Genomic DNA, 14,846 nt, shown 5'->3' on the forward strand with positions numbered 1-14,846 from the left:
TGGTCTTCAGGGAAAGACCGGAATGCCGGGCATCTCGGTGAAGCCGGGCAGCAACTTGACCTTGCGCATCCAGTGCCGCAGGGCCGGGAAGCGGTCGTGGTCAACCCCGATGTCGCGGCTCAGTGCGGCGGCCGGGAACAGGGCAAGGTCGGCGATGGTCGGACGGTTCCCCACCACCCAGTGGTCCTGGAGTCGTTGTAGCGCGAGGTGGTCGTCGAGCGTGCGCAGCGCCGACACCGCAGCACCGGGGTGGAACGGTTCGGTGGTGTACATGGCGGTGTCCCTGGCCGCGTACACCGCAGCCAGCGGTCCGTCCGAGAACTCCAGCCAGGTGTCAACGCCCGGTCCGGCCCACGTCCGCCGGTGATCGGTCAGCTGCACAAGGTGCTGGAGGACCCGCGCAGTCCCCACCACGACGGTGCCGTCGTGCTCGACCACCGGCAGCTCTCCGGTCGGGGTCAGCCTCCGGTAGACGGCGCCGCGGTGCTCACCACCCGGGTACACGTCGACCGGCCGGACTTGGTGGTCGATGCCCAGCACCGACAGCGCCAGCCGCACCGCGTAGCACCGTGGATCAAGCGCAAAGTCGTGCAGGACCAGGGTGCCGGTCACGCGGTCACCAGCTCCGTCGTCGCGTGCACACGGTCGCGGAGCTCGTGGGCCCACCGCACGACGGAAGTGACCGCGGCAGTGTCGGCTCCCGCCTGCGCGACGACGTGCAGAGCGGTCACCTCGTCGCCCATCGCCTGAGTCCCCACCAGCACCGGCGTGCCGCCGACCACTACCCGCACGGTGGTCCCGGCGACCTCCCCGCCCCCCGTGCACGAGATCATCTCGTCGAGGACGCGGTGCCCGTCGGCCTCGACGAACACCGAGCACGCCGGTACTGACTCTCCTTCTGCCCGGCGGTCGGCGGAGAATGGGCCCTCGTCGTCACCCGGCAACGCCACCCACACCATCGCCGACTCCTCCCGCACCCGGTAGCGCACCGTGCGCACGGCTGCTGGAGGAGCGAGGTCGGGGTGGGCGGGGATGTGCCGACACGCACCGGCCTGGTCGAACTGCCAGCCGTGGTACAGGCAGACCAGTCGCTCGCCGCGCACGAATCCCAGGCTCAGGCGCATGCCCCGGTGGGGGCAGCGATCGGCCCACGCGTGCACGGATCCGTCAGCACCGCGCCACAGCGCGACCGCCGCACCGCCGATGCTGGTGCCCGTTGCCGATCCGGGCTCGATGTCGCGCGCGAGCGCGACCGGGATCCACTCCGTCATCAGATGTTCTCCCTCCTGGGGTGCGCCGTCAGAGACGGTCGAGGATCGACGTGGTGAACAGCTGGTCGGCCGCCACAGCAATGCCAGCGGTGTTGAGCGTCTTGATGTTCTGCTCCATCAGCGCCGGTGGGAGGGTCAACAAGCCCCCGGCGTTCGTGTCCGGCGTCACCATGATCTGGGGGATGGTGCGCGACTCGACGAGCTGCTGCGCGCGGTCGAATCCCTGGTCCTTGCCGAACACGTTCACCGTCAGGTCGGCGCCAAGCTGGGGATCGGCAATGTTGGCCTCCCAGCCGCGGCGCTCCGCCAGCAAGAACGCGCTGAGTTGCTCGGGGTTCTCGCGCACGGTCTGGGTCTTCGCGAAGTAGACGCCGGAGAACAGCGTGTAGCCGTGGTCTGCAAACAGAAAGGTGTGGGTGTCGATGCCCTTTGCCTCGAGCTGGGTCGGCTCGTTGATGACAAAGACGACCTGGCCATCCACCTCGCGGTTCGCGACGGGGGCAGGGTCGAACTGCACCGGAACCACGTCGATCGACGCCGGGTCGATGTTGTTGATCTTCAGCAGCAGGTTGAACACGGTCTCGTTCGCCGCCGCGACACCGATCTTCTTTCCGACCATCTCCTGTGGCGACTTGATCGGGGTGTCCGCCAGCGACAGGATGCAGAACGGACTCTTCTGGAACCGGGTGCCGATGATCTTGAGATCGGCACCCTGCGTGATCGCCTTGGCCACCACGTCGGCCTCGCTGCCGCCGACCAGCGCCTTGCCGGACATCACCACCGTCTCCCGGCTGGTGTTCGGTCCACCGTTGAGGAACTCCACCGACAGCCCGCCGTCTCGGTAGAAGCCACGGTCGGAGGCGATCCAGCTTCCCGAGTGCTCAGTGGTCGGCAACCAGCTGAGCTGGTAGGTCATCGCCCTGGTGCCGTCCGCGGCCACCTGGTTCGTGGCGCCGGACGCGCACGCCGACAGGACGGCCGGGCCGCCGAGGGCGAGGGCGCCCAGCCCCAGTGCGCCCCGAAGCAGGGTGCGGCGTGAGAGCGGAGATGTTGCAGGGGTCATTGATGGCTCCTTAGTGAAAGCGGATGCGGGTGAGCGCGTTCTCGGCAGCGGCGGCGAGCGCGTAAGCGGTGAGGGAGACGACTGTCATCAGCACGACCGCAGCCCAGAGTCGGTCGTAGCTGGCATTCATGGACGCGCGGAGCATGAGGAAACCGATGCCGTCCCCGGTCGCCAGCCACTCAGCGAGCAGCACCCCCATCACCGCCGAGGGAGCAGCGATCCGGGCGGCGGCGAAGACGCTGGGCAGCGCGTAGGGGACTCGAGCCCGAGCCATGACGCCGAGCGTGGAGGCCCCGTACGCGGTCAGCAGGTCGACCGCGCCCTGCGGGACCGTGCGCATGCCCGTGACGATGGTGACGAGCGAGGGGAAGAAGGTCACGATGCCGGCGATCACCAGCACCGTGACCAGACCGCGGCCGAAGACCAGCGCGATGAGCGGGGTCATCGCCACCAGGGGTACCGCCCGCAGCGCGATGGCCAACGGCATCACGGCGGCGTCCACCGCCGGCCACACGAGGATGGCCACCGCAGTGGCGAGCGCGGCAGCGGTGCCGAGCACGTATCCGCCCAAGGCGTGGACCACCGTCGTCTCGAGGGCTTCGAACAGCTGCGTCCGGTCTTCCCCGGGCGTGGTCAGGTAGGTCCACACGTCTGCGGGACCCTTGGCGAAGTACGGGTCCAGGCCCCCGATCGCCAGCTGCCACAGCACGGCTGCGCCCGCCGTGGCACCGACCGCGGTGACGGTGGTCGTGGCGACCCGCTTCAGCATCGACTGCGGCGCCGGGGCCGCCCCTGCGCCGTTGGCCATGTCCGCCGACCAGTAGCAGACCTTCCGCTCGACCAGGGCGGTGGCGGCGTAGGCGGCTCCGGCAAGGAGCGTGGCGTACAGCGCCAGCGCCCAGGTGCGCTCCACGTCGAGGGACTGCTGGGCGTAGACCATGGTGACGCCCAGCCCGGACTGCGCGCCCAGGTACTCGCCGATGATCGCCCCCAGCACCGCTGCGGGAGCCGCAATCCTCAGTCCGCCGAACGTCGCGGGCAGCGCCGCGGGCAACCGGATTCGGCGGAACTGCTGCCACCGGGAGCCGCCGGCGCAGTCCACCACGTCCAGGGACGAGCGATCTGCCGACTTCGCGCCCAGCATCAGCGCCACCAGCGTCGTGAAGAACACGCTCTGCGCGGCGATCGCGATCTGGGGGCGATCACCGTCGAGCACGGCGGTGAGGATCGGCGCGATCGCGATGACCGGAAGGCAGTACAGGGCCAGGGCCACCTGCGTCGCAATCTTCTCGACCGGACGCACGGTGAGGAACACCAGCGCCAGCGCGAACGCCAAGCCGTTGCCGAAGAGCCAGCCCAGGCCGGCTTCCTTGGCCGTTTGCACCAGGTTCGGCTGCACCAGCGACCAGTCAGCCACTGCTTGCGTGAGAATCGCGGTCGGAGCGGGCAACGCGTAGTAGGACGAGAACACCGTGGCGGCAAGCACCTGCCACACCACGAGCACCGCGACGACTCCGCCGGCCCGCCGCAGCAGCCCTCCGCCCCGTTGACGGAGCAGGCCGACAGCCGCCCCGGGGGCCGCCGTGCGGCCCGCGCCGGCCATCGGTACCGCGGTCATCGCGCCCACCCCTTCGCGCGCAGGGGCGGGTTCTCCAGCGCACCCGCCAGGTGGGCGGGAACAACACGGGGCTTGTGACTCTTGCTGATCACCATCACGTGCAGAACCTCCGATCTGGCTCGGCTGGCGAGACGTCAGTGCACGAGAGCGTGCTGCAGGCGGGTGGCGATGCGGCGGTGGTCGGTCAGCGCATCCGCCAGGCCAGGCAGGACCAGCTGACCGGAGTCGACCAAGATCCGGCCGTTCACCACGGTCGTCCAGGCGCGCGCAGGGCCGCACCGCAGCAGCGCCTCCACGGGGTCGCTGTGCGCACCCGCGAGCGAGACCGGGTCCATGTGCCAGGCGACCAGGTCAGCGACCGAACCCGGGACGAGCTTGCCCAGCTCGTCCTCCCAGCCGAGGCACCGTGCCGAGCCGACGGTGGCGATCTCCAGCGCGTCGCGCGCAGTCATGGCGGTCGGACCACCGGCGAAGCGCCCCAGCAGCAGTGCGGTCCGCGCCTCCAGCCACAGGGACGCGTGATCGGTGGAGGCGGAGCCGTCACACCCCAGTCCGACGGGCACTCCGGCCCGGCGCATCGCTGCCACGCCCGCCGTCCCGCTGCCGATGAGCATGTTGGAGCTCGGGCAGTGCGCCACACCGACGCCGGCGTTCGCCAGCCGCTGGATCTCGTCGGCGGACGGGTAGATGCAGTGCGCGACCCACGAGCGGTCACCGGCCCAGCCGACGTCCTCGAAGTGCTCGACCGGGGTCCGTCCGTACCGCTCCAAGCAGAAGGTGTGCTCGTCGACGTCCTCGGCGAGGTGGGTGTGCATTCGCACCCCCGTCCGTTCGGAGAGCTCCGCGGTCTGCCGCATCAGCGTGTCGTCCACAGAGAATGGCGAGCAGGGCGCCAGCGCAATTCTGGTCATCGCCCCAGGCGCGGGGTCGTGGTACGCATCGATGAGTCGCTGGCTGTCCGCAATAATGGTGTCGGTGTCTTGCGTGACGCTGTCCGGCGGCAATCCGCCATCCTTCACCGACAATGACATGGAGCCGCGGGTCGGATAAAAGCGAAAACCAATGTCGCGGGCGGCTCGGATCTGTGCGTCGACGAGATTGGGGCGGGGGTGCACGTAGAGGTGGTCGGTGGACGTCGTGCACCCGCCCAGCAGCAGCTCGGCAATCCCGACGTAGGTGGAGACGTAGACCGCTTCCTCGTCCAGGCCCGCCCAGATCGGGTAGAGCCCGGTCAGCCAGTCGAAGAGCGATCCGTTCACCACCGGCCCGTAGGAGCGAGTGAGGTTTTGGTACATGTGGTGGTGGGTGTTCACCAGGCCGGGCGTGACCGTTCGCCCACCCACCGAAACCACTTGTTCCGCAGCAGGTTCCGTGCCAGCCTCGCCCACTGCCGCGACACGGCCGGACGTCACCGCCAACCAGGCGTTGCTGAGCTCAGACCCGGGCTCGAGGACGAGGTGGCCGATGTCGCGAATGACCAGGTCGTGCATGAGGTACCTCCCACAGACAGACGAATGTGTGTCTGCGATGGCCCTCGCGCCCATCACTGGAGATGACGTCCTCCGCTGGAGGGGAGCTCCAGCTCGTTGCCGGCTGAGCCGGACGGACTGCTCGGGCCAGTGGTTCACGCCCTCGCAGAAAGGAAGCTACGCGCGGCGAACAACGGCGTGGTTGCTGTCGCGTTAACGGTGCGTAACGCACCACTGCCGCTTGACAGCAGATGTTGCGGCCGGGCACGGTGAGCGCTCGGCAAGCGCAGCGCAATCATCTGCCGGAGCGTGTGCTTTCGCCAGGTCACCATTTCCGGATGCTGTCTCGGCCATTCTTCCCAGCCCCCTTCCGTGCCCACCGATCGGAGCTCCGACAACGTGATTGCCACTCGCTCACCCGCGGAGCACAGCACCGCCGCTGCCCGTCCCCAGCGCCCGCTCGGCACGGGCCTCGACGTGACCGGCCTGACCCGTTCCTTCAAGTCTGGGCGCACCTCCGTCGCGGCCCTCGACAACGTGGACCTACGCACCTCGGAGGGCCAGTTCCTGTCCTTGTTGGGCCCCTCGGGCTGCGGCAAGTCCACCGTTCTCCGCATCCTCGCGGGACTGGACCAGCCCGATGCGGGGCAGGCCCTCGTCCACGGCATGAGCCCGCGAGAGCTGCGCACGGCGCACGAGCTGGGGGTCGCATTCCAGGACTCGGCGTTGCTGCCCTGGCGCACCGTCGAGGCGAACATCGCGCTGCCGCGGCAGGCGGCTGGTCTGGCAGCCGAACCGGAGCTAGTGCGGGAGCTGATCGACCTGGTCGGCCTCAGCGGCTTCGAGAAGGCCAAGCCGGCGCAGCTGTCCGGCGGCATGCGCCAGCGGGTCTCGATCGCCAGAGCCCTCGTGCTCCGTCCGTCGGTCCTGCTGCTGGACGAACCCTTCGGTGCGCTCGACGACATGACTCGCCAGCGGCTGAACCTGGAGCTGCAGCGCATCTGGACCGAGAAGCCGGCAACCACCCTCATGGTCACCCACGGCATCAGCGAGGCCGTGCTGCTGTCCGACGCCGTGGCGGTGATGAGCGCGCGGCCCGGTCGGGTGATCGAGGTCGTGCCGATCGACCTGCCGCGTCCCCGCACCGCGGCGACGATGCGGACCGCCGAGTTTCACGCCTACGTCGACACGCTGACCGAGCTGCTGTTCCACGGCGGTGAGCTCCCCGACGGCTGACCTGATCCCTGAACCTGGGTGAGCCCCGCGCACCCCGGCGATGAGACCGCACGCCCCACCGGTCTGGTTCCTCTATCGTCGGTGAGCAGAACCATCGCTGCCGCGCTCGCTGAGAGGCAGGGGCATCCATGCTGGTCGGCCTGCTCTGCGCCCTGCTCGCCTGCATCAGCTACGGCACCTCGTCGGTGCTGCAGGCCTACGCCGCCCGCCGCTCCGCCGCCCGGGCCAAGGCGCAGGGTGCGACCAACCAGGCCACCAGCTCCGGCGCCCCCACCCTGGCCGCCACGCTCGCCGCGGTGCTCAGCTTCTGGTACGTCGCCGGCACCCTGCTCGACGTGCTGGGCTTCGCCAGCAACGCCGTCTCGGCCCGGCTGATCCCGCTGTTCCTGTCCCAGACGATCATGAGCTCCAACCTGGTGGTGACGGCGCTGCTGGCCGTGGTGGTGCTGCACACCCGGCTGCACCGGCGGGACTGGGTGGCCATCGCGGTGGTCGTGGCCTCGCTGCTGGCCCTGGGGGTCTCGGCCGGCAAGGAGGGCGGCGGCGACGTCGACCCGGTGCTGCACTGGAGCCTGCTGGGGATCGCCGTGGCGCTGCTGGTGATCGGCCAGCTCACCGTGCGCCGGCTGGGCAGCCGTGGATCGATCGCCGCGGGTTTGTTCGCGGGGCTGGCGTTCGGGGTGCTGGCCATCGCGGTGCGGGTGACCGAGGGGCTGGACCCGCTGGACGTTCCCGTGCTGCTCAGCGACCCGGCCTCCTGGACCATCGCCCTGGGCGGCATCGGCGGGTACTACCTGTTCACCGTCGCCCTGCAGCTGGGCTCGGTCACCGGGGCCACCGCCGCGCTGGTGGTGGGCGAGACGGTGATCCCGGGGGTGGTGGGCGTGTGGCTGCTCGGCGACGCCGCCAAGCCCGGGCTGCAGTGGCTGGCGGCGCTGGGCTTCGTCTTCGCGGTGGTGGGCGCGGTGGCCGTGGCGGTGTTCGGCAACGCCGAGGCTGAGGGCGGCGGGGCGACCGAGCCCGGCGGTGAGCAGCCCGCCCCGGCCACCGGATAGGCCGCCGTGGCGCTAGTCCTGCTCCGGCTGCTGCATGCCCGGCAGCGCGATGAACAGTCCCTCCGCGGAGACGCAGACCTGACCCTCGTGCTCGATGCTACCGACGGTGCGGATCTTGCGGCCCTCGATGCTCAGGCACTCGGTGCGCACCGTCAGCGGGACGTTCAGCGGGGTCATCCGGTGGTAGGTCATGGTCAGCGACGCGGTCACTCCGGGCTTGCCCGCCCAGCCGTTGCACACCCCGAGGGCGTGATCCAGGATCAGCGCGCTCACCCCACCGTGGGCGTGGTGCGGCGGCCCGTGGTGCAGCCAGTTCAGGGTGACCTCGCCGATCATCGTGCGGGGGCCGTCGCCGACCAGCCGCATCGGTGGGGCCACCACGTTGCGGGCCCCCGAGGCCGGGTCGTGCTCGGGCGGGCGCTTCCACCCGCGCAGCTCGTCAGCGACCTGCTCGTGGCTCGGGGCGCCCACGGCCAGGCGGGCGGCGATGGCGTCGAGCTGGGCGGCGATGTCCTGCAGCTCCTCGGCCGGCAGGTCGGTGCGCAGCAGGGCCTCCCCCACGCGCCGGGTGGCCTCCACCACTGCCACCGGGTGGCCGGTCGGGCTCTGGCCGTTGGGGCTGGCCGAGCCGAAGCCGGTGTCTGCCTGGGTCATCTGCATTCTGCCTCTCGGGGCTGTTCGCCCGGACGGGCAGGGAAACTAGTATGTATTCTAATTGTGTACCACCCAGGACGGTGGAAGGGTAGGCAGATGCCTCGTGTAGCCGACAGCAGGTCAGCGGCCGCTCCCACCACCCAGCCGCAACGTGCCCGCAGGGTGCGCATCCTGCAGGCCGCGACCGAGCAGGCCATGGCCAAGGACTTCGACCGGGTGCAGATGCACGACGTGGCCGAGGCCGCCGAGGTCGCCATCGGCACGCTGTACCGCTACTTCCCGTCCAAGACCCACCTGTTCGTCGGCGTGATGGCCCGGCAGGTGCAGGGCCTGAGCGAGGGCTTCGCCCGCAACCCCCCCACCGGCGGCACCCCCGCCTCGCGCATCTTCGACACGCTCTGGGGCATCCACGGCTACCTGTTGGACAACCCCACGCTGGCGTCGGCGATGATCCAGGCGGTGCAGTCGGCCAACGCCGAGACCGTGCCCGAGGTGCGCGTCATCGACACCTCCATCCGGGAGGCGCTCGCCCGGGTGCTGGGCACCGACGACCCCGACCAGGACACCGCCGCGGTCATCCGCATCCTCATCATGATGTGGTTCGGCATCCTGCAGTCCAGCCTGAACGCCCGGTTCACCACCGCGGAGGCGGAGTACGACCTGCGGCTGGCCTGCCACCGGCTGCTGGACGGGCGGGCGGTGGGCACCACCGGAGCCCCCGGGGCGGAGGACCAGCCGTGACCGAGCTGCGGGTGGTCGAGGGCGACATCACCGCCCTGCCGGTGGATGCCGTGGTGAACGCAGCCAACTCGGGGCTGCTCGGCGGTGGCGGGGTGGACGGGGCGATCCACCGTGCCGGCGGACCGGAGATCCTCGCGGCGTGCCGGCAGCTGCGCGCGAGCAGCCTGCCCGACGGGCTGCCGGCCGGGCAGGCGGTGGCCACCACGGCGGGTCGCCTGCCGGCCCGGTGGGTCATCCACACCGTGGGCCCGGTGTACTCCCGCAGCCAGGACCGCTCAGCTGTGCTGCGCTCGGCCTACACCGCCAGCCTCGCCGTGGCCGACGAGCTGGGCGCGACGAGCGTGGCCTTCCCGCTGATCTCCGCCGGGGCCTACGGCTGGCCGCTGGAGGACGCCGTGAGCCAGGCGATCACCGCGATCCGCAACGCACCCACCACGGTGGACGAGGTGACGCTGGTGGCGTTCTCACCGGCGGTGGCCGAGGAGATCCAGCGCCAGCTCCGCTAGGACGGCGGGGCGTCCCCGGCGGCGGACCGGCTGCGCCCGGCGCGCACCGCCAGCAGCACCAACCGCCCGCCCAGGCCCAGCAGCACCAGGTTGGCCAGCATCTGCACCGTCACCACCGCACGGGCCGCGTCGGTGTCAGCGGTGATGTCGCCGAAGCCGACCGTGCTGGCCACCGTGACGGTGAAGTACAGCGCGGCCATCCGGGACAGCGGCTCGGCGAAGCTGGTCGGGCTGGCCTCGCTCATCAGGTGGTAGACCATCGCGAACCCCACGAGGTAGGTCGGCACCACCGCGGCCAGCGCCTCCGCCGCCTGCACCACCGGGTACCGGTCCCGGGTGATCCGGTAGACCTGCCACGCCGCGACCACCACGACGACGACGAGCACGGCGACCAGCAGCACCCAGGTGCGCACGTCGTCCACCCGCCGCAGTGGAAGCACGAAGTACGCCACCACCAGCACCACCGCGGTGCCGGTGGGCCACACCACCGCCCGACGCAGCAGCGAGCGGCGCTGCGCCGCGCTGAGCTGTGCGTAGGAGCGACCTGTGGACACCCACGCCTCCCCGCAGCCGCCGACCGGGGCCAGGACCCGACGCTACGCAGCCCGGCAGCGCCCGTCCAGGCGAGCGCGGTGGGTTACTGGGCCAGGCGGGTGCGGTTGGCGCCCAGGTCAGCGGAGTCGGCAGCCGCGCGACCGGCGTGCCAGCCCTGCGCGTCCACCGGCCGGCTGCGGCGCACCACCACGTCGGGAAACAGCTGGGTGAACACCTCCGCCACCGCCTCGCCGCGCTCGCGCAGCACCGGCACCAGCTCCGCGCCGTAGGCCTGCGCGGCCTCGTCCTGGGCGTGGCGGCTGCTGCGCTCGAGCAGCTCGCCCACCCGCACCGCGTAGGCGATGAGGAAGGCCCGCCGGAAGGAGCGCGAGCGGTTCTCGCTGCCCTGCCCCGGCTCGGTCATCGCCCGGGTGGCCTGCAGCAGCAGCGAGGTGAACAGCAGCTCCACCAGGTCGAGGTCCTCGGGCAGACCCACCAGGGTGGCCACGCCCAGGCTCTCCGCCCAGATCAGCCGGGCCCCGTTGGCCTCGGCCACCACGCTGAGCAGCTGTGCCTTGCCGTCGGGGTAAGGGGTCTCGACGTGCACCCGGCGGGCGCGCACCTGGCCGAGCACCCCGCTGCCGGCACCGGCCCGCAGCACGGCCACGTCGATGGCGTAGCGCGTCATCAGGTCCTGGGCCTTGGCGCTGAGCGCCTCAGCCTCCTCGGGATAGTCGGTGGACTCCGCCTTGGCCAGCAGGGCCCGGATGCGGGCCAGCATCTTCGGCTCGCCAGCGCCTCCGCTGCCCGCCACCGGGGTGAGCACCGGGCCGGTGGACCACTGTGACGGCGGAGGGCTGAGCACCTGCAGCGTGGGCAGCGTGGTGAGGCGGTGCAGCAGGCACGCCACGTCGTACCAAGCCTCGGTGGGTGAGAGCAGGTGGCGCCTGCTCCACGCCGCGGTGTCCGCAGCAGCCGTCTCGGCGCCGATCGTGTGCAGCTGCACCGACCACTCCTCCGGCAGGTCCGGCCGGGCCCGGACGTCGCGCGCCACCAGCCCCACGGCCAGGTCGACCACGGTGGCCGGCCAGTCACGCCGCACCACGTGGGCCACGTCGGCGGGCTGCCACCCGTGCTCCCACAGCGTCTCCAGCACCGGCTGCAGCACCGGCCAGGCGCCCTCAGCCTCAGCATCCAGCCGCGCCAGGCGCTGCACGTACCCGTCGAGGCGACGGGTCTCGGTGCGGGTGCCGCCCACCAGGGCCGCCGCGGCGTGCAGCAGCTCGGCCACCGACGCGTCGGCAGCCGGCTCGGGGGCCAGACGGGAGGTGCGCTGGGCACCCGGACGCTTCTTGCTCGAGGAACCCACGGGTCCATTGTCCGTCTTCGCCCACTTCCTCCGACCGTGGGCTCCCTCACCGTCCACAGCAACGCTGCAGGCAGCGCTGGTGCCGCCCCGGTAGGCAGCGACCCACCCCTGCTGTTAGGTTCCCCTTACCTAACCGTCGTCTGAGGAGAACCATGTCCCTTTGGAGCCGCACACGCGCGATCGCCGCCGTGTCCGTGGTGCTCGGACTCGCCCTGGCTGGATGCTCGACCGGAACCTCCGACGACAGCGCCGCCACCGAGCCCACCACCAGCTCGTCCACGGCCTACCCGGTCACCATCAAGCACTCCTTCGGTGAGACCACCCTCGCCAAGCAGCCCACCCGCGTCGCCGCCGTCTCCTGGGTGAACGCCGACGTGGCGCTGGCGCTGGGCGTCGTCCCCGTAGGGATGTCCAAGGACGAGTTCGGTGGCAACGACAAGGGCTCGACCCCCTGGAAGGACGAGGCTCTGAAGAAGGCGGGCGCGGAGATCGGCACCAGCAAGGCGCCGGCGCAGTACTCCGAGACCGACGGCATCAACTTCACCGAGGTCGCCAAGGCCCAGCCGGACGTCATCCTGGCCGCCTACTCCGGCATCACCCAGGAGGAGTACGACAAGCTGAGCAAGATCGCCCCCGTGATCGCCCCGCCGGGTGTCGCCTACGGCACCTCCTGGCAGGACTCCGCCAAGATGATCGGCCAGGCACTGGGCAAGTCCAGCGAGGCCGACACGCTGATCGCCGACAACGAGAAGCTCATCGCCGAGAAGGTCGCGCAGTACCCGCAGCTGAAGGGCAAGACCTTCATCTACGGCAACCTCGACCCGTCTGCGGCGGAGAAGATCTACCTCTACACCGACGTGGACAACCGGCCGCGCTTCCTCTCCTCGCTGGGCATGACCCTGGCCCCGGTGGTGGCCCAGAACGCCAAGGGCGAGGAGTTCTACGTCAGCTGGTCCCCGGAGCGGGCCGACCAGCTCGCCGCCGACGTCTTCGTCAGCTGGGTCGCCGACGCCAAGACCGTGGACACCATCAAGGCCGACCCGCTGCTGAGCCAGATCCCCGCGGTGCAGAACGGCGCCCTGGTCACCACCAGCGACAACACGCTGACCCTGTCGCTCTCGGCGGCCAGCGTGCTGAGCATCCCGTGGGCGCTGGACCAGTACCTCCCGCTGCTGGCGGACGCCGCCGGCAAGGCCTCCTGACGGTGACGCAGACCCCCACCCGCGCGGCGACCGCCGCGAGCACCCCGAGCCGGCCACGCGCATCCCGCGTGGCCGGCTCGGCCGCGCTCGTGCTGGCCCTGCTCGTGCTGGCGGTGGTCTGCGTCCTGTCCCTGAAGTACGGCGCCCGCACGGTCGCCTGGAGCACGGTCTGGCAGGCCTGGACCGACCACGACCCGGCCGACACCGACCACACCGTGGTCCGCGCGCGGCTGCCGCGCACCGTGGTCGCCGTCGCGGTCGGCGCCGCACTGGGCCTGGCCGGCGCGGCCATGCAGGGCCTGGCCCGCAACCCCCTGGCCGACCCCGGCATCCTCGGCATCAACGCCGGTGCCTCGCTGGCCGTGGTGATCGCCCTCTTCGTCTTCGGCCTCAGCTCCCTGCAGGCCTACATCTGGTTCGCCCTGGCCGGGGCCGCCGTCGCCGGGGTGGTGGTCTACACCGTCGCCAGCATCGGCCGCGAGGGCGCCACCCCGGTGAAGCTGGCCCTGGCCGGCGCCGCGTTCAACGCCGGCATCGTCTCCCTCACCAGCGCCGTGCTGGTGAGCAGCCGGCAGACGCTGGACACCTTCCGGTTCTGGCAGGTCGGCGCCGTCGCCGGCCGCGGCTGGGACGAGGTGCGCACCGTGGCGCCCTTCCTGCTGGTGGGTCTGCTGCTCACCCTCGCCACCGGCCGGGTGCTCAACGCCCTGGCACTGGGCGACGACGTGGCGCGGGGCCTCGGCCAACGGGTCGGGCTCACCCGCGTGGTCACCGGGCTGGGCGTGGTGCTGCTGTGCGGCGGCGCCACTGCGCTGGCCGGACCCATCGGCTTCGTCGGGCTGGTGGTGCCGCACATCCTGCGGGGCTTCGTCGCCGGGGACTACCGGTGGATCCTGCCCGGCTCGGCGCTGCTCGGCGCGGTGCTGGTGGTGGGCGCCGACATCATCGGCCGGGTGGCGCTGCCCCCTGGCGAGGTGCCGGCCGGGGTGATGACCGCCGTGATCGGCGGCCCGGTGTTCGTCTGGCTGGTCCGTCGCCGCAAGTCCGTGGCCACCTCGTGAGCCTCCACACCGGCACCGGAGCCGACCAGCAGGCGCTGACCGAGGCCCGCGCCACGGTGCGCGCGGTCCGCCGCGGTGACCGGCGCCGCACCACCCTCACCGCGGGCGCCCTGGCGCTGGCGGTGCTGGTGATGTTCTTCGTCGACGTGCTGCTGGGCTCCTACACCGTCACCATCCCGGACTTCTTCCGCATCCTCCTCGGCGAGACCATCCCCGGCGCCACCTTCATCGTGATGGAGGACAAGCTGCCCCGCGCGGTCATCGCCGTGCTGGTGGGCGCGTCCTTCGGCATCAGCGGCACCATCTTCCAGACCATGCTGCGCAACCCGCTGGCCAGTCCCGACGTGATCGGCGTGACCGCCGGGGCCAGCGCGTCGGCGGTGTTCGCGGTGGTGGTGCTGGGCGCCACCGGCACCGCGGTGTCGCTGGCCGCGTTCGTCGGCACCTGCGCCGTGGCGCTGGCCATCCACGTACTGTCGCGCTCCGGTGGCCTCGGCGGGCAGCGACTGGTGCTGGTGGGCATCGGCATCGCCGCCGTGCTGCAGGCGGTCACCTCGTTCCTGCTCACCCGCACCAGCATCCAGTCCGCCTCGGACGTGGTGCGGTGGCTCAACGGGTCGCTGAACAACAGCAGCTGGGACCGCGCCGCACCGCTGGCTGTCGCCCTGGTGGTGCTGCTGCCGGCCGCGGTGCTGGGTGCGCGCTACCTGACCGGGCTGGCCCTGGGCGACGACACCGCCGCCGGGCTGGGGGTGCCGGTGGCCCGCGCCCGCCTGCTGCTGCTGCTCATCGGCGTGGCGCTGGCCGCGGTGGCCACCGCAGCAGCCGGGCCGGTGGCCTTCGTGGCCTTCCTCGCCGGCCCCATCGCCCGGCGGCTGCTGGGCGGCCGGGTGGCACTGCCGGTCGCCGCCGCCGTGGGTGCGCTCATCGTGCTGACCGGCGACTACGTGGCTGCCAACCTGCTGCCCGGGGCGGCCGTGCCGGTCGGCGTGGTCACCGGTGCGCTGGGTGCCCCGTTCCTGCTGTACCTGCTGATCACCGCCAACCGGGTGGGCCGAGGAGGATGA

The 14,846-nt window shown here is 71.4% G+C and carries 15 protein-coding genes; 7 read left to right on the forward strand and 8 right to left on the reverse strand.

Going from position 1 to position 14,846, the window contains the following annotated elements; genetic code table 11:
• Positions 1–6: 6 nt before the first annotated feature.
• The 5 genes from AC3YO9_RS03605 to AC3YO9_RS03625 all read right to left on the reverse strand — a co-directional run bounded on the left by AC3YO9_RS03605 (position 7) and on the right by AC3YO9_RS03625 (position 5,496).
• A complete protein-coding gene (locus AC3YO9_RS03605) occupies positions 7–666 on the reverse strand; it encodes a glutathione S-transferase family protein (RefSeq protein WP_489982158.1) in 660 nt (219 codons plus the stop codon).
• Positions 609–1,271, reverse strand: a complete 663-nt coding sequence (locus AC3YO9_RS03610) for a Rieske 2Fe-2S domain-containing protein (RefSeq protein WP_489982159.1) — start codon at positions 1,269–1,271, stop codon at positions 609–611. The genes AC3YO9_RS03605 and AC3YO9_RS03610 overlap by 58 nt, the downstream gene beginning before the upstream one ends.
• A gap of 28 nt (positions 1,272–1,299) precedes the next feature.
• Entirely contained in the window at positions 1,300–2,334 is a 1,035-nt protein-coding gene (locus AC3YO9_RS03615; protein ID WP_489982160.1) for an ABC transporter substrate-binding protein, read from the reverse strand.
• 10 nt (positions 2,335–2,344) lie between these two features.
• Positions 2,345–3,952: an ABC transporter permease gene (locus tag AC3YO9_RS03620; protein WP_489982161.1), complete on the reverse strand. Its 1,608-nt coding sequence runs from the start codon at positions 3,950–3,952 to the stop codon at positions 2,345–2,347.
• A 134-nt stretch (positions 3,953–4,086) separates the two neighbouring features.
• On the reverse strand, positions 4,087–5,496 hold the full coding sequence (locus tag AC3YO9_RS03625; RefSeq protein WP_489982162.1) for an 8-oxoguanine deaminase: 1,410 nt from the start codon (positions 5,494–5,496) through the stop codon (positions 4,087–4,089).
• 324 nt (positions 5,497–5,820) lie between these two features.
• Between AC3YO9_RS03625 and AC3YO9_RS03630 the strand changes: the two genes are divergently transcribed.
• Together AC3YO9_RS03630 and AC3YO9_RS03635 are read left to right on the forward strand one after the other, a co-directional pair.
• The gene (locus AC3YO9_RS03630; RefSeq protein ID WP_489982566.1) at positions 5,821–6,657 is read left to right on the forward strand and encodes an ABC transporter ATP-binding protein; all 837 of its coding nucleotides are present in this window, start codon (positions 5,821–5,823) and stop codon (positions 6,655–6,657) included.
• Between the two features lie 128 nt (positions 6,658–6,785).
• A complete protein-coding gene (locus tag AC3YO9_RS03635; protein WP_489982163.1) occupies positions 6,786–7,712 on the forward strand; it encodes a hypothetical protein in 927 nt (308 codons plus the stop codon).
• A gap of 12 nt (positions 7,713–7,724) precedes the next feature.
• On the opposite strand, the gene AC3YO9_RS03640 is transcribed toward AC3YO9_RS03635, so the two are convergent.
• On the reverse strand, positions 7,725–8,366 hold the full coding sequence (locus tag AC3YO9_RS03640; protein ID WP_489982164.1) for a hotdog domain-containing protein: 642 nt from the start codon (positions 8,364–8,366) through the stop codon (positions 7,725–7,727).
• Between the two features lie 162 nt (positions 8,367–8,528).
• On the opposite strand from AC3YO9_RS03640, the gene AC3YO9_RS03645 reads away from it, so the two are divergent.
• Both AC3YO9_RS03645 and AC3YO9_RS03650 read left to right on the forward strand, forming a co-directional pair.
• Positions 8,529–9,107, forward strand: a complete 579-nt coding sequence (locus tag AC3YO9_RS03645) for a TetR/AcrR family transcriptional regulator (protein WP_489982165.1) — start codon at positions 8,529–8,531, stop codon at positions 9,105–9,107.
• Complete coding sequence (locus tag AC3YO9_RS03650) at positions 9,104–9,613, forward strand: O-acetyl-ADP-ribose deacetylase (RefSeq protein WP_489982166.1); 510 nt, start codon at positions 9,104–9,106, stop codon at positions 9,611–9,613. The genes AC3YO9_RS03645 and AC3YO9_RS03650 overlap by 4 nt, the downstream gene beginning before the upstream one ends.
• Here the strand turns inward: AC3YO9_RS03650 and AC3YO9_RS03655 are convergent.
• The gene (locus tag AC3YO9_RS03655; RefSeq protein WP_489982167.1) at positions 9,610–10,167 is read right to left on the reverse strand and encodes a potassium channel family protein; all 558 of its coding nucleotides are present in this window, start codon (positions 10,165–10,167) and stop codon (positions 9,610–9,612) included. The genes AC3YO9_RS03650 and AC3YO9_RS03655 overlap by 4 nt on opposite strands.
• An 83-nt stretch (positions 10,168–10,250) precedes the next feature.
• A complete protein-coding gene (locus tag AC3YO9_RS03660; protein ID WP_489982168.1) occupies positions 10,251–11,516 on the reverse strand; it encodes a DUF2786 domain-containing protein in 1,266 nt (421 codons plus the stop codon).
• 152 nt (positions 11,517–11,668) lie between these two features.
• Between AC3YO9_RS03660 and AC3YO9_RS03665 the strand changes: the two genes are divergently transcribed.
• From AC3YO9_RS03665 to AC3YO9_RS03675, 3 genes are read left to right on the forward strand one after another with little or no spacing between them, the layout of a single operon-like run.
• Entirely contained in the window at positions 11,669–12,718 is a 1,050-nt protein-coding gene (locus tag AC3YO9_RS03665) for an iron-siderophore ABC transporter substrate-binding protein (RefSeq protein WP_489982169.1), read from the forward strand.
• A gap of 2 nt (positions 12,719–12,720) precedes the next feature.
• On the forward strand, positions 12,721–13,779 hold the full coding sequence (locus tag AC3YO9_RS03670) for a FecCD family ABC transporter permease (protein WP_489982170.1): 1,059 nt from the start codon (positions 12,721–12,723) through the stop codon (positions 13,777–13,779).
• Positions 13,776–14,846 carry a FecCD family ABC transporter permease gene (locus AC3YO9_RS03675; protein WP_489982171.1) on the forward strand — a complete coding sequence of 357 codons (1,071 nt, stop codon included), beginning with the start codon at positions 13,776–13,778 and terminating at the stop codon, positions 14,844–14,846. Before AC3YO9_RS03670 ends, AC3YO9_RS03675 begins: the two co-directional genes overlap by 4 nt.

The sequence above is a fragment of the Rhodococcus sp. Z6_132 genome, from assembly GCF_058133635.1.

Coding starts and splice junctions, on each gene's coding strand:
- AC3YO9_RS03665 (WP_489982169.1), top strand. CDS start 11,669: ATGTCCCTTTGGAGCCGCACACGCGCGATCGCCGCCGTGTCCGTGGTG.
- AC3YO9_RS03625 (WP_489982162.1), bottom strand. CDS start 5,496: ATGGGCGCGAGGGCCATCGCAGACACACATTCGTCTGTCTGTGGGAGG.
- AC3YO9_RS03620 (WP_489982161.1), bottom strand. CDS start 3,952: ATGACCGCGGTACCGATGGCCGGCGCGGGCCGCACGGCGGCCCCCGGG.
- AC3YO9_RS03610 (WP_489982159.1), bottom strand. CDS start 1,271: ATGACGGAGTGGATCCCGGTCGCGCTCGCGCGCGACATCGAGCCCGGA.
- AC3YO9_RS03615 (WP_489982160.1), bottom strand. CDS start 2,334: ATGACCCCTGCAACATCTCCGCTCTCACGCCGCACCCTGCTTCGGGGC.
- AC3YO9_RS03640 (WP_489982164.1), bottom strand. CDS start 8,366: ATGACCCAGGCAGACACCGGCTTCGGCTCGGCCAGCCCCAACGGCCAG.
- AC3YO9_RS03635 (WP_489982163.1), top strand. CDS start 6,786: ATGCTGGTCGGCCTGCTCTGCGCCCTGCTCGCCTGCATCAGCTACGGC.